General features: G+C 37.0%; 18 protein-coding genes and 3 pseudogenes. 4 read left to right on the plus strand and 17 right to left on the minus strand.

Annotated features, from left to right (window positions below; genetic code table 11):
- Positions 1–66 precede the first annotated feature (66 nt).
- The 6 genes and pseudogenes from glyA to LC087_RS12305 form a co-directional block, all read right to left on the minus strand.
- Positions 67–1,303, minus strand: a pseudogene (glyA, locus tag LC087_RS12280) (serine hydroxymethyltransferase).
- A gap of 152 nt (positions 1,304–1,455) precedes the next feature.
- Positions 1,456–1,599, minus strand: coding sequence for a hypothetical protein (locus LC087_RS12285; RefSeq protein WP_226542711.1), 144 nt, complete (start codon positions 1,597–1,599; stop codon positions 1,456–1,458).
- A 30-nt stretch (positions 1,600–1,629) separates the two neighbouring features.
- Positions 1,630–2,043, minus strand: a complete 414-nt coding sequence (locus tag LC087_RS12290; protein WP_226542713.1) for a hypothetical protein — start codon at positions 2,041–2,043, stop codon at positions 1,630–1,632.
- Positions 1,992–2,753 carry a hypothetical protein gene (locus LC087_RS12295; protein WP_226542715.1) on the minus strand — a complete coding sequence of 254 codons (762 nt, stop codon included), beginning with the start codon at positions 2,751–2,753 and terminating at the stop codon, positions 1,992–1,994. The genes LC087_RS12290 and LC087_RS12295 overlap by 52 nt, the downstream gene beginning before the upstream one ends.
- Positions 2,713–3,312, minus strand: a complete 600-nt coding sequence (locus LC087_RS12300) for a dienelactone hydrolase family protein (protein WP_226542717.1) — start codon at positions 3,310–3,312, stop codon at positions 2,713–2,715. The genes LC087_RS12295 and LC087_RS12300 overlap by 41 nt, the downstream gene beginning before the upstream one ends.
- A 196-nt stretch (positions 3,313–3,508) precedes the next feature.
- Positions 3,509–4,243 carry a DUF5694 domain-containing protein gene (locus LC087_RS12305; RefSeq protein ID WP_226542719.1) on the minus strand — a complete coding sequence of 245 codons (735 nt, stop codon included), beginning with the start codon at positions 4,241–4,243 and terminating at the stop codon, positions 3,509–3,511.
- A gap of 166 nt (positions 4,244–4,409) precedes the next feature.
- Here LC087_RS12305 and LC087_RS12310 point away from each other — a divergent pair.
- A pseudogene (locus tag LC087_RS12310) lies at positions 4,410–5,839 on the plus strand (IS6 family transposase).
- Between the two features lie 639 nt (positions 5,840–6,478).
- Here LC087_RS12310 and LC087_RS12315 read toward each other — a convergent pair.
- The 4 genes from LC087_RS12315 to lepB all read right to left on the minus strand — a co-directional run bounded on the left by LC087_RS12315 (position 6,479) and on the right by lepB (position 10,041).
- Positions 6,479–7,243 (minus strand): ABC transporter ATP-binding protein, encoded by a 765-nt coding sequence (locus tag LC087_RS12315; protein WP_226543413.1) that lies wholly within the window; start codon positions 7,241–7,243, stop codon positions 6,479–6,481.
- Positions 7,240–8,304: a FecCD family ABC transporter permease gene (locus LC087_RS12320; RefSeq protein WP_226543415.1), complete on the minus strand. Its 1,065-nt coding sequence runs from the start codon at positions 8,302–8,304 to the stop codon at positions 7,240–7,242. Before LC087_RS12320 ends, LC087_RS12315 begins: the two co-directional genes overlap by 4 nt.
- 15 nt (positions 8,305–8,319) lie before the next feature.
- The gene (locus LC087_RS12325; RefSeq protein ID WP_226543417.1) at positions 8,320–9,324 is read right to left on the minus strand and encodes an ABC transporter substrate-binding protein; all 1,005 of its coding nucleotides are present in this window, start codon (positions 9,322–9,324) and stop codon (positions 8,320–8,322) included.
- A 204-nt stretch (positions 9,325–9,528) separates the two neighbouring features.
- Positions 9,529–10,041 (minus strand): signal peptidase I, encoded by a 513-nt coding sequence (gene lepB / locus LC087_RS12330; RefSeq protein ID WP_226543423.1) that lies wholly within the window; start codon positions 10,039–10,041, stop codon positions 9,529–9,531.
- Positions 10,042–10,167: 126 nt separating this feature from the next.
- Here lepB and LC087_RS12335 point away from each other — a divergent pair, with 126 nt between their 5' ends.
- Both LC087_RS12335 and LC087_RS12340 read left to right on the plus strand, forming a co-directional pair.
- Positions 10,168–10,452 carry a MazG nucleotide pyrophosphohydrolase domain-containing protein gene (locus tag LC087_RS12335; RefSeq protein WP_226543419.1) on the plus strand — a complete coding sequence of 95 codons (285 nt, stop codon included), beginning with the start codon at positions 10,168–10,170 and terminating at the stop codon, positions 10,450–10,452.
- Between the two features lie 11 nt (positions 10,453–10,463).
- Positions 10,464–10,952: an NUDIX domain-containing protein gene (locus LC087_RS12340; RefSeq protein ID WP_226543421.1), complete on the plus strand. Its 489-nt coding sequence runs from the start codon at positions 10,464–10,466 to the stop codon at positions 10,950–10,952.
- A 168-nt stretch (positions 10,953–11,120) separates the two neighbouring features.
- Here the strand turns inward: LC087_RS12340 and LC087_RS12345 are convergent, their stop codons facing one another.
- Positions 11,121–11,735 (minus strand): hypothetical protein, encoded by a 615-nt coding sequence (locus tag LC087_RS12345; protein ID WP_226543422.1) that lies wholly within the window; start codon positions 11,733–11,735, stop codon positions 11,121–11,123.
- 166 nt (positions 11,736–11,901) lie between these two features.
- Between LC087_RS12345 and LC087_RS12350 the strand changes: the two genes are divergently transcribed.
- Positions 11,902–13,338, plus strand: a complete 1,437-nt coding sequence (locus LC087_RS12350; RefSeq protein WP_306019616.1) for a DDE-type integrase/transposase/recombinase — start codon at positions 11,902–11,904, stop codon at positions 13,336–13,338.
- Positions 13,339–14,037: 699 nt separating this feature from the next.
- Here LC087_RS12350 and LC087_RS12355 read toward each other — a convergent pair.
- The 6 genes and pseudogenes from LC087_RS12355 to LC087_RS12375 form a co-directional block, all read right to left on the minus strand.
- Positions 14,038–14,610 (minus strand): TIGR01440 family protein, encoded by a 573-nt coding sequence (locus tag LC087_RS12355; RefSeq protein WP_226541545.1) that lies wholly within the window; start codon positions 14,608–14,610, stop codon positions 14,038–14,040.
- A 16-nt stretch (positions 14,611–14,626) separates the two neighbouring features.
- Complete coding sequence (rpiB, locus tag LC087_RS12360; protein WP_226541542.1) at positions 14,627–15,067, minus strand: ribose 5-phosphate isomerase B; 441 nt, start codon at positions 15,065–15,067, stop codon at positions 14,627–14,629.
- Positions 15,068–15,288: 221 nt separating this feature from the next.
- Complete coding sequence (locus LC087_RS12365) at positions 15,289–16,236, minus strand: methyl-accepting chemotaxis protein (RefSeq protein ID WP_371932697.1); 948 nt, start codon at positions 16,234–16,236, stop codon at positions 15,289–15,291.
- Positions 16,231–16,578: pseudogene (locus tag LC087_RS19725) on the minus strand (HAMP domain-containing protein); the annotation flags it as partial. The gene LC087_RS12365 and the pseudogene LC087_RS19725, both read right to left, overlap by 6 nt.
- Positions 16,579–16,647: 69 nt before the next feature.
- A complete protein-coding gene (locus tag LC087_RS12370; protein WP_226541555.1) occupies positions 16,648–17,103 on the minus strand; it encodes a low molecular weight protein arginine phosphatase in 456 nt (151 codons plus the stop codon).
- A gap of 69 nt (positions 17,104–17,172) precedes the next feature.
- The gene (locus LC087_RS12375) at positions 17,173–17,670 is read right to left on the minus strand and encodes a manganese efflux pump MntP (protein ID WP_371932698.1); all 498 of its coding nucleotides are present in this window, start codon (positions 17,668–17,670) and stop codon (positions 17,173–17,175) included.
- Positions 17,671–17,880: the final 210 nt, after the last annotated feature.

Here is a 17,880-nt window from a genome sequence, read left to right on the forward strand (position 1 = left end):
TTACTCCAGCTCCTTTTAGTTGTTTACAGGCGAATAGGCTCGAGATTAACTCAAGCCATGTTAGTATTACTCATATAAAGGAAATTTGCTCGTTAATGCTTCAACTTTTTCTGCCGCTTGCTTTAGCTTTTCTTCATCTTCATGATTCTTTAAAGCAAGGGCCATGATAGAAGCAATTTCATCCATCTCTTCTAAACCGAAACCTCTGCTTGTCACGGCAGCTGTACCAATACGGATTCCACTCGTAACAAATGGGCTTTCCGGGTCAAAAGGAATGGTATTTTTATTTGACGTCACACCAATGTCATCTAAAACCTTTTCTGCTACTTTCCCTGTCAAACCAACCTTACTTACATCAATTTGTAGTAAATGATTGTCTGTTCCTCCAGAGATAATCGTAAGACCTTCTTCTTTCAGTTTTTCAGCTAGTCTTTTTGCATTGTCGATGATGTTTTGTGCATATTGTTTAAAATCAGCTTGGAGGGCCTCACCAAAGGCAACTGCTTTTGCTGAAATAACATGCATTAACGGACCACCTTGAATGCCAGGGAAGATCGATTTATCAATTTTCTTTGCAAATTCTTCTTTACAAAGAATCATTCCACCACGAGGACCACGGAGAGTTTTATGAGTCGTTGTTGTCACAAAATCAGCGTATGGAACTGGATTTGGATGAAGTCCAGCTGCAACTAATCCAGCAATATGGGCCATATCCACCATTAAGTATGCACCAACTTCATCAGCAATATCTTTGAATTTAGCAAAGTCAATTTCCCGAGGATACGCACTAGCTCCAGCAACAATAAGCTTCGGTTTATGTTCAATCGCTTTTGCACGAACATCATCATAATTGATACGATGAGAATCTTCATCTACGCCGTATTCTACGAAATTATATTGAACTCCACTAAAGTTAACCGGGCTTCCATGTGTTAAATGTCCACCATGTGACAAGTTCATTCCTAATACCGTATCGCCATGCTCTAAAACGGTAAAATAAACAGCCATGTTCGCTTGAGCACCTGAATGAGGTTGTACGTTGGCATGCTCTGCCCCAAAAAAGTTCTTTCGCACGATCGCGAGCAAGATCTTCGACCACATCTACATATTCACAACCACCATAATAACGACGTCCCGGATAACCTTCTGCATATTTATTGGTCAAAACGGAACCTTGAGCTTCCATAACAGCTTCTGAAACAAAATTCTCTGAAGCAATCAATTCAATTTTCGTTCTTTGTCTACCTAGCTCTTGTTGTATCGCCTTATATACTTGTGGATCTTGTTTTTCAATCAGACTCATAACGTCTCCCCCCTTAAATATGATGTCCATTGTCTCGTTGACCTATCATTTTAACTTCTTTATTGTAGCATGACTAATTAACAAGTGGAAAACCTTTTAAACAACAAAAATCTGTCCTTTTGGTTAAAGACAGATCCATCCTTTACATTCACTTAATTCATCGTGACACGGTCAACTTGCTCATGTAATATTTCCATATTTTTCTTTACTTTTTTAGAAACGTCACATAAGACTTCAATGGATGTTCCTTTATTATGAGATAACTGAAAAACGATATCTTCAAAAAGCTTTTCCATCTCTTCTAATATAGCCATCGCGGCATAGTTTTATTGATGAACAAATTGATATTGTCCAGGATGGAAGATGGCGTTATCAACATAAGGTTTAAACTGATTTAGTAAGGTAGGGTACCCCTCACCCAAACTTTCAATTGCATCTTTGAGACCTTCAAGGGTGAGTGAAATTTCTTTTAACGGACCCAAAGCAAGTTCAGCACCGTTCTTTATGTTTTCGTCATAATCAGTAAAAATACTAGCAACAATGTTTGGCAAACCTCCGTAACACATAACATTTTTACTAGTATTGATGGTCCTAATAATATCATTAACATACTTTTTTAATAAGAGTATGATTGCCTTTATAGCCAATAGTATTGGACTAAGTTTGTTTTGTGTAGAAGTTGAAAACTCTAAAAAAGCATTATCTGCATGTTCTTCTTTTTTATGTAACTTTGTAAGCATATAAGGTGATTCTTCAAATCAAAAGTGTCCGTATTCTTTACTTTTTGAACTTCCGAAACACCAGAATTACCGTTGATTGCATTCCCCAATGAACGGTCTCTATGATCAAATGCCTTCAGAACATCTTCTACTTGCGTTCTATACTCGGATAAATGGACCATCATATTATCTTTATTCCTATTAACAACCTCAAAGTGTTCCTTTAATTCTTCTACGACAGCATCTGACCAAATATCTTTTCCATCTTCAAACAATTCAACGATATTTTTCAAAATCAAATCTCTTAATGAATAGGTTAAATCACTTATCATATCTCTTAAATCATATAATTTCTGTCTAACACTCTCAAACAAACTCTCTACACTAACATCCGTACGAGTAATAAACACTAATAATTCCATCGGTGGAGAGTTTAATAATTTATTAAGGAACAAGCTTTTTTGTTCAGCTTCAGAAAGGAGTTGCAGAGCATCCTCAACCATATTTTGTAACCCATTGCTAATGTGAGTAATATTCAAACCCTCACCGATAATATAATCCAATAATCCTTCAAATTTCTCTTGCAATTCATTTACCCGCTTACTATATTTACTTCCTTCATCATCAATAATTGCAAACGAGTTCCCTAAGTAGTCTTGTGCAAATTGGAGGCGCTCTTTTACATTCGTATCAAGAGATGACGCTAAAAGGATCATGCTTTTCTTTATCAATATCGATTCGCTCGGAGTATCCTCCATAAAGAGGTATTCCCGTCCAAATACTTGTCACAATATGCGAATCCGCATCTATATAGATTCTCCCATAACCTGGCTTCCCCTTCTCACCAATGGTGTAATATTGTATACCATCTTTTGTATTACGGTAACCGGTATGATTCGTTATCGCCTGATCTATCCCTGGAATCCCGTTATTTATATTATATCTCTTCCCCGGAATTTGATGCCCGTATCCACCTGCATCTAGCGACTTCGTCAACACATCAAAGTCACTACAATAGTTGGTAATATTATCATATGGTTGACCAGGTTCAATCATATGCTCTGGTAGCGGCGAAGGATTTAACGTAACAGCCGTAACACCAGGATTTTGAACAGCAACCGCGTTCGTTAGTCCACCACCAAGTGAGTTTCCCGTCACATAGGATACGCCACCCACTTTTTTATACTTCTCATCCATTTCTTCATAATAATCAACAGCGGCGCGAACTTGATGAGGAGTGAATTCACTGACTAATTGAGCATCCGCCCTTATGTCATTAAAACTGCCCATATCTGTTCCGACGTAGACGACGTAATCTCCTGTGGTGACGTTTTTGACTGTTAGAGAGACTTTGAATCTTACTGTATTTACTAAAAACACAGCTTGGATTGGATATTTTAAGTAAGTATGTAACCCTGCTAATTCAACAAGAACTTATTTGGAACGACTGTATTTCTTAATCCATTGAAGCCTCCGTTTACTAAAATCAAAGGTATGCTATTGCTGGTTCTACGTCAAACATTCCACTTTCTTTTAGAAATTGGGAAACTAAATGGATGTGAGCAGCTCCGATAATTAAAACGGTTCTGTCTGAAGGAGAGCTGTTTAACTTTGCCAAGTTGGAGTATATTATTAAATTTCTTTGATACCACCACCTGAGCCAATCAATGCCTACATAGTCATTTTCACTTCCGATACGTGCTAATGCCAAATACATCTCGTGTTCTCTTTTCACACTGCTTTCTCTATTCATTTCTTTCATTAGGTCCACAATGCTTTTGTCGGCTAAGTTGAAATCTCTTCCTGAACGATACTTTTCATTTATATATTCATAAAGGTCAGGCTGTTCAGTTTTTGCCCATTCAAAAACCTCTCCAATCCCTCTATTTCCAACAGTTTTCATCCAATCAACTGCATAAACCTTTTGGTGACCCAATTCTGAAGCTATTCTAAAACCATATTGATGTATTTCGTCAATTTTCAGTTCGAACTCACTATTCAAATATTGCCAGTATTCTTCATTTATTTCTTCTTCATTTTCTTTTACAACTTCAAAAGCCAGTTTAGTTGGATTAAATCTTTTTACCTTTTCTACAACTTCCCTTATTTCTTTTTGCCTTCTTTCGTTTAGTAAATCATCAAATTCCACTTTATAAATATCGGGCGTATATCTCATATGAAATGTACCTAATACCATAACTTTAGGTTTATGTTGCTCCATATTTATTCCCCTCCGGAATTTACGTACTGTCAAAAGTTTTATAGTAAAAAGCGTTAAAACACATGATTTAAAAGCTTTTAAACAAAAAAACTTGTCACCGCCCCTAAAATCTAAGGATAATTGAGGTTACCACAACACCCAAAAACCTAGATAAGGAAGTGACAAGTTGTACCCTCAAATTATAACCTATTTACTTGTATTAATAAAATATCAAGATCAAATGATTCGGACACTGTTAACCTTGTTGCTTGGTAAAAGTGTGTTTGAAAAGTCTACTGAAAAACCCGTTAATAAACCCTACCGTAAGCTTCAAGTGGATCACTTACCGATTGTTGAGATTCCAGAAAAGCTGGACTTTAATCAACTGTTGGCGGAGCACCTTGAATCAAAAGGAAAACCTTTAAAACCCGTTAAAAGGCGTTCTGGTAAACCGATTCCTTCTTCTATTCAATGTCCAAAGTGTGGTGCACCATCGTCGTATTTGTATGCGAATAATGGTGATAAAGGACAGTATCAATGTAAGGTGTGTTCCTGTCTTTTCAGTGAGAAAAATCGATATTTGAAAGAAGCGATTTTCAAGTGCCCTCACTGCATGAAATCCCTTGAAAAGATTAAAGAAAGAACCGATTTTAATGTGTGGAAGTGTCGACATAACCACTGTTCTTATTATCAAAAGAAAATCAAGGCCATGACATCAAAAGAAGAGAAAAAACAGTTCAAAGAAGATCCTCATGATTTTAAGGTTCGTTATATTTTCAGAGAGTTCACCCTTGATTTTAAGCCTTTATCTAAACAATCACCTCAAAAGCAAAGGTTGATTTATCAAGGCTTTACGTGTCTCCACATACACTCTGACCTATCACGTCAATTATGGTCTTTCTGCGCGCAAAACGGCTGCGCTCATGAAAGACATTCATGGGGTATCGATCTCTCACCAAAGCATTTTAAACTACGAAAATAGCGTTGCTTTATGGCTTAAACCTTATGTGGATCACTATCCTTATGAGCTCTCAGACCAATTTTGCGGTGATGAAACGTATATTCGTGTCAATGGTCGCTGGCACTATCTTTTTTTCTTTTTCGATGCCGTCAAAAAGGTGATTCTTTCTTACCCTGTTTCGCCTAATCGGGATACAACAGCTTGCCATCCAGGCCATCGATGAAGTCTTACTTAAGATGAAGAAAATACCCGAAGATCTCACGTTCATTGTTGATGGAAACCCGATCTATTTACTGGCTCAGCATTTCTTTTCCCAACATCACATTTCCTTTGATATCAAGCAAGTCATTGGGTTAACGAATGAAGATGAAGTATCAAGAGAATTCCGTCCTCTTAAGCAAATCATTGAGAGACTCAATCGAACGTTTAAAGGCAATTATCGGTCGACACATGGATTTGGCTCTGAACAAGGATCGGTTTCTTATGTTACTTTGTTTGTGGCCTACTTTAACTTTCTAAGACCACATTCTGCTTTAGAAGGAAAAGTACCGGTCATCATCAAAGACTTAGAAAAGCTTCCAAACATGCCGGCTAAATGGACCAAGCTGATTGAGTTGTCTCAACAATGGGTCATCGATCAGTCCCAAACAGCCTAACTTTTTGTTTTGCAGAGCCCTTTTCGCAATAGGCGTAGCGAACTCTTGACAAACCAAAGGAAGAAAAAGGTTATAATTGGTTGTCGTCAAGGGCTATTTGGTATGCCTACTTTTTGTCCCCTTCGCCCTTTGACACCTGTCATCCAACCTTTTTCGACTGTTTGTCAAGAGCAATTGCGATTATAGAGAGCGTCACAATCCCAAAAAGTCTTTAAAATGTTTTTTTCATAGATCTTTTGACACTGCCGAATTTACCTATTAATATGCGTTCTTTGGGTAACCGTGAAAACCCTTTTTCTTCTGTTAAACTGATCCGTTAGCTGAATAAGCCCCTCTTTATATAATACCATAAAAAGTAATTTATTCCTTATCATAATTAATAGAATTTTTTTTATGAAAACATTATTATAGAAGAAACAAGAATTGATTTACAAATTATCGGTGTAAAATGATGATATTAGAGGAGTAAATGATATTAATTTCAAAGCAAAGAGAACGGAAAAATAAAGGTGTATGTCAAAACAGCTCTATCACTAATCAGATCATAAAGTATTCATTGATCCTAAAAAGGCCACCTTACACTTCATTCATTAATGAGGTGCAAAGTGACCAATTTCGTCATGAGGAATCGTACTTTCATTACATTGCCTCGAGAAATGTAATCTGAAGGTTATTGATCGAATGAGGTTCAACATGAGCTTTTACTCGAAACACATCCTTAAGCATGTCCACCGTGAACACATCAATGGGTTTTCCATCCGCAACAAGATTTCCATTATTCATCACAAGAACCTTATCACAAACTCTTGCTGCTAAGTTAAGATCATGCAGAGCGGCAACGGTAGTAAGGTTGAATCCTTTGATCATATCTAACAGTTGAATCTGGTGGTGGATATCTAAATGATTCGTCGGCTCATCTAAAAATAAAATTGACGGCTGCTGTGTTAATGCACGTGCGATGAGAACTCTCTGTTTTTCACCGCCTGATAGCTGACTGTATCGTTGGTGACGCTTCTCCCACAAACCAACCGTTCGAAGGGAACGATTCAAGCATTCTCGATCTTCTTTTGTATCAAACTCAAATAACCTTTTATGGGGTGACCTTCCCATCATCACCATTTCTTCAATAGAAAAGTCGTAGTTCTCTCCGTTCTCTTGCATAAGAACAGCTACTTCCTTTGCTAGTTCCTTCATACTAATATTTGAAGTTGACTGCCCATTCACATATACAGTACCGGAATTTAGCGTTTTCACTTTGTATAATGAACTTAACAAAGTAGTTTTCCCACTCCCATTAGGGCCGACAATTCCAACAAAAGTACCAGAATCTACCTCAAAACATATATTTCGGATGATGGACTCACCTTGAATTTTGACCTCCACTTGTTCACTAGAAACAGTCATTCTCCTCCACCTCCAAACGAATAGGAACCTCTTCTAAGAAGCCATATGAAGAAAGGACCTCCAAAAAGGGCAGTGACGATCCCTATCGGTAGTTCTTGAGGGTCTAAAACAATTCTTGCGGCGACGTCGCACCAAATGAGAAAAATCGCACCTATAAGCATACTGAAAGGTAAAACTCGTAAATGATTGGAGCCAACCATAAGTCTCGCAATATGAGGAATCATTAATCCCACAAAACCAATCGAACCGCTTACCGCAACTAAAACGCCAGTCATTAGAGATACCATTACAACTAGGATAATTCTAAAACGATCAACATTTACGCCCATACTACCAGCTGCTTCTTCACCCATCAAAAGCAAATTTAAATGCCTATAGTGAAGAAGTAAATAGATGAATCCTATTAAAACAATCACACTTGGAATGGGTAAATACATCCACTTTGCTCCTGCTAAACTTCCCATCATCCAATACAATGCATTTTTGATCGCTTCTTCTCTCGGCGCAGAAATCACAATAAAGTTAGTTAAAGCAGAAAGGATCATTGAAACGGCTATCCCAGCTAACAAGATGCGAGTAGTGGACATTCTTCCTTTTACTTTTGCAAGGAGTAAAACTAAAAATAATGACAAAAGCGATCCTAAAAATGCAGCCATAGAAAGGGCATACTGACCAAACATGGAAAATAACCCGAGTAAGATCACAAGTGTTGCTCCAACTGAAGCTCCTGATGAAACGCCTAATATATAAGGGTCAGCTAAAGAATTTCGAACAAGCGCTTGAATGGCCACTCCACAAATAGCTAGTCCTGCCCCAACAATCCCGGCTAAAAGAACTCTAGGAAATCGTATATCCCAAATAATATGATATTGTGCAACTGACCAATCTGCAGAACCTAGCTGTGTTCCTCCTGTTAATTCAGAGAAAATTATTTTCCATACAGTGAAGGGATGTATATCCACTGGACCTGCCGTTATTGAATAAGTAATCGATACTACTAAGAAGATTATTAATCCAGCACAAGTAATAAAGAAGGATTTCTTTGATTTATTTTTTAGCATGATATTTGGCTACTCTCAATTTCCTGAAAACTCATCAGGATAAAACCCTTTAGCTAACAGCTCTACTGCATCATCATTCTGAATCCCTTCAAAAACTGATGAAAGAGGTAAAATGACGAACCTTTCATTTTTAATCGCTTCTACATCTTGTAAAGCTGGATTAGTAAGTAATTCCTCTATTTTATCTTCGGTTGGCATTTCCGAATATTCATTAATAACAATGACTTCCGGGTTTCTTTTTACTAACTCTTCCCAACTTACTTCCGTCCATGTTTTTTCAATATCATCAAATACGTTTTTACCACCTGCCAATTCAATTAAATGAGTTTCTAATGATTGAGCAGATGTAAAAAGTGCTTCCCCTCCCATATCCATAACGGCTACTTTAAGAGGTTCTTGCTGATCATTTATTTTTTCTTGAACAGAGGTAATGTTACTTTCCATTTCAGTTATAAGTTCCTCAGCGCGTTCTTCAATATCAAAAATCTTTCCTAATTGGCGAATGTCTTCATACACATCTTCCATCATTGCCCCTGGTGTATAGGTCCCTTTGGATACTAATACATCAATACCATATTCCTCTAATGTATCAGGAGTCCCAATCGCTGTATCATTAAAGGCGCTTTCTCTACCGAACATAAAATCTGGTTCGTAATCTAAAATAGCTTCTAAAGCAGGATAATTATGATCAGATTGTGAAATTGTCGGGATTTCGTCAAACTCTTTCTTTACCTCTTCTGCAATGATACTTTCATGCCCTATTACCTTTGCAACTATTTTATCTCCAAGCCCTAATGCAAGTAAAATCTCGGTTGTATGATCATTCGTACTAATAATTTTTGATGGTGTTTCCTCAACAATAAATTCACGGTTATAGTTAGTGATTTTCACAGCAGACTCATCTTCATTTACAGTCTTTTCAACTTGCTTGTCCCCTGTCTTTTGTTCCACTTTTTCTACTTGACCACATGCTCCTAATAATATCGTTAAGGTCGTAGCAACCATCCATACCTTTTTCATGCTCATTTTCTTCCATTCCCCTTTTTTGTCAAAATACTTTTACAAGAATAAATTATAAATAGAGAATGTGAAGAAAGAATGAAGAACAGTGAAATTTGATAGATATTTTTAATAGTTTAAAATTCATAGTGTTGCAAACTTCATAACACTCGAACATAAAAGAACTTACTTCATTTATTGAAAACAAAATTTATAACTTCTCTTCTAAGGAATCCCTATCTCTCCTATTGGAAAATATCTAAATTTAACTTCACCAATGACATCGTCTTCAGAAATAAACCCAAAAATTCGACTGTCTAGACTGACTTCGCGATTATCTCCCATGACGAACAACGATCCTTTGGGTACGGTTATTTTTAAATCTTCTGTTAACACTTCATGTGATGAAAGATGATTTTTGTATTCGTCTAAATAAGACTCATCCACTTTTTCACCATTAATATATAAAACATCGTCTTTCACCTCGACAAGATCACCTGGTAGTCCAATTATTCTTTTAATTAACGATTCTTCATACTTGTCAGTTTTAAAAGCAACGACATCGAGTCTATCAAATTCACTCACTTTAGAAACAATAAGCATGTTGTTATTTTGCAGCGTTGGTTGCATAGATTCACCCACCACTTTAACGGGCGTGAAGAAAAATTGACGGCAAATAAGGGCAATGATAAATGCAATGATGATAGACTTCCCCCAAGCCCAAATTTCTTTCTTTATATTTTTTCCAAATTTCTCGCCTCTTCTTTCATTAGAAAATTTCTAGACTAAACCTTGACTTCTATTAATTTATTACAAATAATAATAAATAAGGAATTAAAACATAATTGATGGAGGTTACCCTTTTTGAATATAACCATTAGCGAACTCCAAACCTACATAAAAAACAAAGACCATCAACCAGACTTAAAGAATGCCTATTTTCAAAAACTGATTGAAGAAATAGGTGAACTATCAGAAGCTTTAAGAAAAGATAAGAAAATGGACAAGCAAGGAACCATTAAAGGGACCATTGATGAAGAATTATATGATTGTCTTTACTATCTTATTGCTCTTGCTAATGTATACGACGTTGATTTACAGCAGTCCTTTAATTTGAAAGAACAACTTAACAAAGAAAAATACAAATAGGAGGAGTTCCATTGACAACGACCTATGTGAAATGGGGAGAGGCTACGGTTAAACTAACATGGGAACAAAATACAAGCCTTCCTCCAAGAGAATTAACTACTAGTGTTCATGGATTTTGTTTTCGAGAAGGCCAATTACTATTAGTCAATCTCCATCATCGAGGATGGGATTTTCCAGGTGGACATATTGAAACCGGAGAGACAGCCGAAGAATGTATCATCAGGGAAGCTTATGAAGAAGGGTATGTAAAAGGAGCTATCCAGCCATTAGGTTATATTATCGTTGATCATAGTGATAATCCAAGCTGGGACGAAAACAGTCCGTACCCGAAAGTTGGTTACCAAGTATTTTATCGACTCAATGTTGATCAACTCTATGACTTTGAAGGCAACTATGAATCTTCAGAAAGAATCTTTATTAACCCAAAAGATGTTGAGCACTATTATCATGATTGGAACGAAGTCTATAAGAGGATTCTAGATTTCGCTCTGGAATCTTAACGTTTTTAAGATTTAATACCCTATTAATATAAATCCGTTCCATTGTTATTAGACTGCTGATTGGTAGAAAACATGCGCAAGACTTCCCATTTTGAAAATGAGGGTGTAAGGGTGTACTTTCTGATCTTATAAAAAAGGGCACTTGAACTTTACAAGCACCCTCATAACCTATTTCAACTGTAATTCAATTTCATAATCATTTTGCTCAATTTCATCATAAGGTGTGTCATAGTCACCAGTCTGAGCATCAAAGTTGATTTTTACCCATTCAATTTTGTCAGCTTCACCACGTTGTAAGTTCCAAATAACATTTCCTTCTTTAATTACACCCTTATCAATCTCTCCACCAACATCATCAGTTCCCCAGAAAGCAGTCATTTCAATTTGTTCTCCAGTTGATGTAACTAATACTGCTTGGTCGGGAAATGTTGTGAACTTTCCATCAGTAGTGTTCTCCAATTTGAATTTCATCCCTACTGCAGAAGTTAATGCATCAGGGTCATCGTCACTAGGTGCTTCATTTGTTACAAAAATCTTTTGAATCTCCATTTTTAGACCCTTGAAGTCATCTGACCAAGTTGCATCTTCATAATAAGTCCAGATGTCATCCTCTTTTGCTTTTTCTTTATCATCATCCGAAACTGGTGTAGCGTCATCACCTGTTTTTGCTTCAGACTTCTCTTTATCGTTTTTTTCCAATTCATCAGTAGCTGCACTCTCGCTACATGCTACCGTAGATAAAGATAACACCGCAATAAATAATAAACTTAAAAATTTTTTCATATAACTTTCCCCCATAGTATTTTCGTACTGTCAAAAGTTTTATAGTAAAAAGCGTTAAAACACTTGATTTAAAAGCTTTTAAACAAAAAAACTTGTCACCCCCCTAAAATCTAAGGATAATTGAGGTTACCACAACACCCAAAAACCTAGATAAGGAAGTGACAAGTTGTACCCTCAAATTATAACCTATTTACTTGTATTAATAAAATATCAAGATCAAATGATTCGGACACTGTTAACCTTGTTGCTTGGTAAAAGTGTGTTTGAAAAGTCTACTGAAAAACCCGTTAATAAACCCTACCGTAAGCTTCAAGTGGATCACTTACCGATTGTTGAGATTCCAGAAAAGCTGGACTTTAATCAACTGTTAGCGGAGCACCTTGAATCAAAAGGAAAACCTTTAAAACCCGTTAAAAGGCGTTCTGGTAAACCGATTCCTTCTTCTATTCAATGTCCAAAGTGTGGTGCACCATCGTCGTATTTGTATGCGAATAATGGTGATAAAGGACAGTATCAATGTAAGGTGTGTTCCTGTCTTTTCAGTGAGAAAAATCGATATTTGAAAGAAGCGATTTTCAAGTGCCCTCACTGCATGAAATCCCTTGAAAAGATTAAAGAAAGAACCGATTTTAATGTGTGGAAGTGTCGACATAACCACTGTTCTTATTATCAAAAGAAAATCAAGGCCATGACATCAAAAGAGAAAAAACAGTTCAAAGAAGATCCTCATGATTTTAAGGTTCGTTATATTTTCAGAGAGTTCACCCTTGATTTTAAGCCTTTATCTAAACAATCACCTCAAAAGCCCAAGGTTGATTTATCAAGGCTTTACGTGTCTCCACATACACTCGGACTTATTTTGACCTATCACGTCAATTATGGTCTTTCTGCGCGCAAAACGGCTGCGCTCATGAAAGACATTCATGGGGTATCGATCTCTCACCAAAGCATTTTAAACTACGAAAATAGCGTTGCTTTATGGCTTAAACCTTATGTGGATCATTATCCTTATGAGCTCTCAGACCAATTTTGCGGTGATGAAACGTATATTCGTGTCAATGGTCGCTGGCACTATCTTTTTTTCTTTTTCGATGCCGTCAAAAAGGTGATTCTTTCTTACCCTGTTTCGCCTAATCGGGATACAACAGCTGCCATCCAGGCCATCGATGAAGTCTTACTTAAGATGAAGAAAATACCCGAAGATCTCACGTTCATTGTTGATGGAAACCCGATCTATTTACTGGCTCAGCATTTCTTTTCCCAACATCACATTTCCTTTGATATCAAGCAAGTCATTGGGTTAACGAATGAAGATGAAGTATCAAGAGAATTCCGTCCTCTTAAGCAAATCATTGAGAGACTCAATCGAACGTTTAAAGGCAATTATCGGTCGACACATGGATTTGGCTCTGAACAGGGATCGGTTTCTTATGTTACTTTGTTTGTGGCCTACTTTAACTTTCTAAGACCACATTCTGCTTTAGAAGGAAAAGTACCGGTCATCATCAAAGACTTAGAAAAGCTTCCAAACATGCCGGCTAAATGGACCAAGCTGATTGAGTTGTCTCAACAATGGGTCATTGATCAGTCCCAAACAGCCTAACTTTTTGTTTTGCAGAGCCCTTTTCGCAATAGGCGTAGCGAACTCTTGACAAACCAAAGGAAGAAAAAGGTTATAATTGGTTGTCGTCAAGGGCTATTTGGTATGCCTACTTTTTGTCCCCTTCGCCCTTTGACACCTGTCATCCAACCTTTTTCGACTGTTTGTCAAGAGCGATTGCGATTATAGAGAGCTTCACAATCCCAAAAAGTCTTTAAAATGTTTTTTTCATAGATCTTTTGACACTACCAGTATTTTTTTACACATAATATATAATATAAAGGAAAGTAATAGATTTCAATAGATATTTTTACATTTTTAACATAGAAAGCATTATTTTAAAATAAAACCTTCTCTATCACAGATTTACAAATGAGTGATTCATGAATTGGCTAGATATAATTAAAAACGATTGAGTAATTGCTTATTCTATTTGTTAAAGGCAATATATTAGTATTCATTCTTTTTTTGAAGTGATGTACTTCATATTCGCTTTTCTAGTATATAAAATTGAAAAAAGGCCCTAAATGTTTCTGGTTAAAAGAGATAGTACAAGACTGTGCAAAAAGGCCCTAAATGTTTCTGGTTAAAAGAGATAGTACAAGACTGTGCAAAAAGGCCCTAAATGTTTCTGGTTAAAAGAGATAGTACAAGACTGTGCAAAAAGGGATGTTTCTAATATTAGAAACATCCCTTTTCCTTTTAAGTACAAGATTGATTTTCTTCTGTTTCCTCATATACAGCTCTCGCGCCACCAATTAATTTTGGACGTGTCGTTGCTAGTATGACATGGGCACTACCGACTGAATGTAGGTTGACTCGTATTGGTACAGCGACATGTCTTAAATGCATGCCAATAAAAGTATCTCCTATATCCATACCTCCATGTGCCTTAATCGATTCAACGACAACTGGGTTATTGAACTGGCGATATGCGTAAGTGGCCATGGACCCACCAGCTGAACGAACGGGTACAACCGTGACTTCATTTAAGTTGTATTTTAATGCCGCTTCTTCTTCCACAACGATCGCCCGATTCAAATGTTCACAACATTGGAACGCTAAATAAACATGATGTTTTTTAGAAAAAGTTAAAAGCTCCTCATAAATCATTTCAGCTATTTCTTCTGCACCAGCTGTCCCTATCCTTTTTCCTTGGACTTCACTCGTACTACAGCCTACGACAAAAAGCTGATCTCTTTTAAAAGAAACTTGTTGTTCGTAATCTAAGAGTATAGTTTGAAGATTGTCTTTCCACAACTGAAGCTCAGTCAAAAACCATCATCCTTCCTTATTGATTTTCATAGGAAGTAATTTTCTCTACTCGATTTGCGTGACGTCCTCCTGTAAATTCCGTGTTTAAAAAGGTTTGGACAATTTCCCTAGCCAATCCAGCTCCTATTACACGCTCACCCATGGCAAGCATATTGGCATTATTGTGTTCTCTTGTTGCTTTAGCGCTAAATGTATCATGCACAAGTGCACAACGAATTCCTTTGACCTTATTTGCGGCAATACTCATACCAATGCCCGTTCCACAAACTAAAATCCCATAATCATATTCTCCATCGGCTACTTTTTGAGCAGCAGGAAGGGCGTAATCTGGATAGTCAACGGACGTTTCACAGGAACAGCCAATATCTTCATATTGAATATTCATTTCCTCTAACAAACGTTTGATTTCTTCTCGAATAGTGATACCACCATGATCTGATGCGATGATTACTTTCATGTTGTATTCCTCCTATTAGTATATGTTCAAATTTTAGAACATCCCCTACACTCTATTATAGGTGGTTCAAAAAGCCCTGAAAAAATGTCGGATGAATAACTTTGTTGGTTTGCTTCTCCGCTCCTTCGATGCACACGATGTGCTAGCACAGGCGTTAACCACACGACGTGGTTGCTTTTAGCCTGTGATCCGTTTTTCCCCTACTTTTCGAACACTCACTATTATATTTTAAACTGTTTAATTGATAAATTCAGCTGATTCGCACTTTTTGTCAGCTGTTTTGTTAATTCATTAATATAAGCCATATTTTCTGCTTGTTGCTCTGTAGAACTGGTTACATCTTGGGCACCTGCCGATGTTTGCTCAGCAATTGCAGCTACTTCCTCTGACTGAGCGCCCGTTTGTTCAATACTGACCATTTGTTCTTGAACTAACGATCGAATATGATGAACAGCATTGGATACTTCTTGAACAGATTGATTCATCTTCCCGAGAATTTTTTCTGTCGAGCTTGCCTCCTCTGCCTCTTGACGAGCCTTGTCAACATTATTTGAAATATGCTCGACGACGTTTTTCACTTCATTTTGAATCGAAGTGATCTTTTCTGTAATCCCGTTTACCGCATTCGCACTTTGATCTGCAAGCTTTCTCACTTCTTCTGCTACAACAGCAAATCCTTTTCCATGTTCACCAGCTCTTGATGCTTCTATTGACGCGTTCAATGCTAATAAATTCGTTTGATTGGCAATATCACCAACAAGAGACACAATTGATTCCACCTCGTGAGCATGTTCTTCAAGCCTGTTAACTGCTTTCATAGATGTCTCATTTTCTTGAGCTAGAGATTGAATACCAGTTATCAGTGAATGAAATACACTAATACTTTGATCAATCATGTTTACCATCTCTTCAGCAAGTTGTTCAGAGGTATTTGCTTTCCTTTCTACTTCACCTGCTATTTTAATGACATCCTCAACTGCCTCCGCCGTTTGTTGAATGGCGGCAGCAGATTGTTCCGCTCCCTTCGAAATTTCAAAAACGGTTGAAGAAATATTGGTTGCTTGTTCAGATGAACTCTCGGATAGATCACAAATCTTCTGTAGTTGGTGGTGTGAATGATTAAAATTTTCTTCAATCATAATGACAATCTCCCGAAAACTAGTAAGCATGCGATTAAAAGCTTCACTTAATGAACGGATTTCGTCATGATTTTTAGGCACCGGAACAGTTTCTTTAATATTCCCATGAGAAGCATTTTCTACAACTTTTTCAATGGCCTTTAATGGTTTAACGATAAAACCTGCAGCAAAATAAGCGAACAAACTAGACCAGAATACACCGAATGCTAATACGAGACATGTGAATAGAAGCTCACTCATCTGCTCTTCAAAAAAAGGATACACTTTATATAAGAATAAACCTGTTGTTGTGTAAGTAATGATAGCTAAAATCGTAACAAATATAAAAATTTTCTTTTGTAATCCAAAGCGGTAAACTCTTTTTTCTCCCATCAATATCCTCTCCAAATTCACCCAATTAGGATATTCACGCGCAATTCCAGCAAGAATATCCTTATATCTTTATTTCGGCTTATCTTCAAGGATTTTGATAAGTTTCTCCAGTAATTTTTCTAGATCGTCCCGAGTATTTTGGTACGTTTTCAAATCTCCACCAAATGGATCTCGAACATCTTCTATACTTTCTTCTTCACTACTAATAAATTCGGATAATGTATATAGTTTTTGATGAATAGTAGGGAACCATTGTAATACTAATCGTTTATGTTCAGAAGTCATGGTTAATACACAATCTGACCAATCTATAAGTTCATTTGTTAACATAGAGGACTGATGATCAAGCTCAATTCCTTTTTCTTTCAGTACTTCTTTGGCAAAGTGGCTAGCCTCTTGTCCAGATACTGCAAAGACTCCTGCAGAACGAACGTCCATACCTTCTGCTTTCATCTTCCGAAACAAAGCTTCCGCCATAGGACTTCTACACGTATTTCCCGTACATACAAATAAGACGTTTGTCATCATTCTATGCCTCCTCTTCTATCTATTATTATAAATCAGAATCACGATTATCTACAAAAAAATGCTCTTCTATGACATGAGTATCAGCTTCAACCCAAAAATAACGAGGATACACCCTCCTAATGCTTCACTATACGAACCAAACCATCCTTGAACCTTACTGCCAAGAAATAGCCCGATCCACGTTAATATCATACTAGTAAAAGCAAATAACATAAGCGTCACAGCCATTTTCGCCCCGAAAATCCCCAAACTTAGTCCAACAGAAAAGCTATCTAAACTCACACTTAAAGCGAAAAAAAATAAACCGATTCCTTTTCGTATATAAAACATCGTTTCTTGATTGGAAAAAGACGAAGAAACCATTTGTAGGCCTAATATTAAAAGCAAACTCCCACCTGTATATGTAGCCAATGAACCTAGTGTATCTGTTAAAAACCGACCAATTAAAATTCCAATTAAGGGCATCCATAGATGAAAAAAACCAATAATGAGTCCGATATATAGGATTTGCCAATTTTTTAGTTTAATTAAACCCATTCCTAAACCTACAGAGAATGCATCCATACCCAATGCGATCGAAATAAGGAGTATGGTTATTAATTCTTCTAGCGACAACAACAGGAGCCCTCCCCTTGGACAGACCTATTGTTAATCTATGCTCGTTTTATTTTCGCTAGAAGTGCGTGTTCAAAAAGTAGGGGGAAAAGGGCCGAGAAGAACAAGGCGACGAAGCTATGAGCACCACAGTGTACGTTCTCTGTACATGAGGAGTGG

It is taken from the genome of Bacillus carboniphilus (assembly GCF_020524035.2).
In the GTDB taxonomy this organism is placed as follows: domain Bacteria; phylum Bacillota; class Bacilli; order Bacillales; family JAIVKR01; genus Bacillus_CC.

Bases quoted from the DNA above. Each gene is read 5' to 3' on its own strand.
- LC087_RS12325 (WP_226543417.1), bottom strand. From the start codon at position 9,324: ATGAAAAAGGTATGGATGGTTGCTACGACCTTAACGATATTATTAGGA.
- LC087_RS12365 (WP_371932697.1), bottom strand. From the start codon at position 16,236: ATGCTTACTAGTTTTCGGGAGATTGTCATTATGATTGAAGAAAATTTT.
- LC087_RS12285 (WP_226542711.1), bottom strand. From the start codon at position 1,599: ATGGAAAAGCTTTTTGAAGATATCGTTTTTCAGTTATCTCATAATAAA.
- LC087_RS12345 (WP_226543422.1), bottom strand. From the start codon at position 11,735: ATGAAAAAATTTTTAAGTTTATTATTTATTGCGGTGTTATCTTTATCT.
- LC087_RS12315 (WP_226543413.1), bottom strand. From the start codon at position 7,243: ATGACTGTTTCTAGTGAACAAGTGGAGGTCAAAATTCAAGGTGAGTCC.
- LC087_RS12305 (WP_226542719.1), bottom strand. From the start codon at position 4,243: ATGGAGCAACATAAACCTAAAGTTATGGTATTAGGTACATTTCATATG.
- LC087_RS12320 (WP_226543415.1), bottom strand. From the start codon at position 8,304: ATGCTAAAAAATAAATCAAAGAAATCCTTCTTTATTACTTGTGCTGGA.
- LC087_RS12290 (WP_226542713.1), bottom strand. From the start codon at position 2,043: ATGCTTACAAAGTTACATAAAAAAGAAGAACATGCAGATAATGCTTTT.
- LC087_RS12375 (WP_371932698.1), bottom strand. From the start codon at position 17,670: ATGGATGCATTCTCTGTAGGTTTAGGAATGGGTTTAATTAAACTAAAA.
- LC087_RS12300 (WP_226542717.1), bottom strand. From the start codon at position 3,312: ATGGGCAGTTTTAATGACATAAGGGCGGATGCTCAATTAGTCAGTGAA.
- rpiB (WP_226541542.1), bottom strand. From the start codon at position 15,067: ATGAAAGTAATCATCGCATCAGATCATGGTGGTATCACTATTCGAGAA.
- LC087_RS12370 (WP_226541555.1), bottom strand. From the start codon at position 17,103: ATGACAAACGTCTTATTTGTATGTACGGGAAATACGTGTAGAAGTCCT.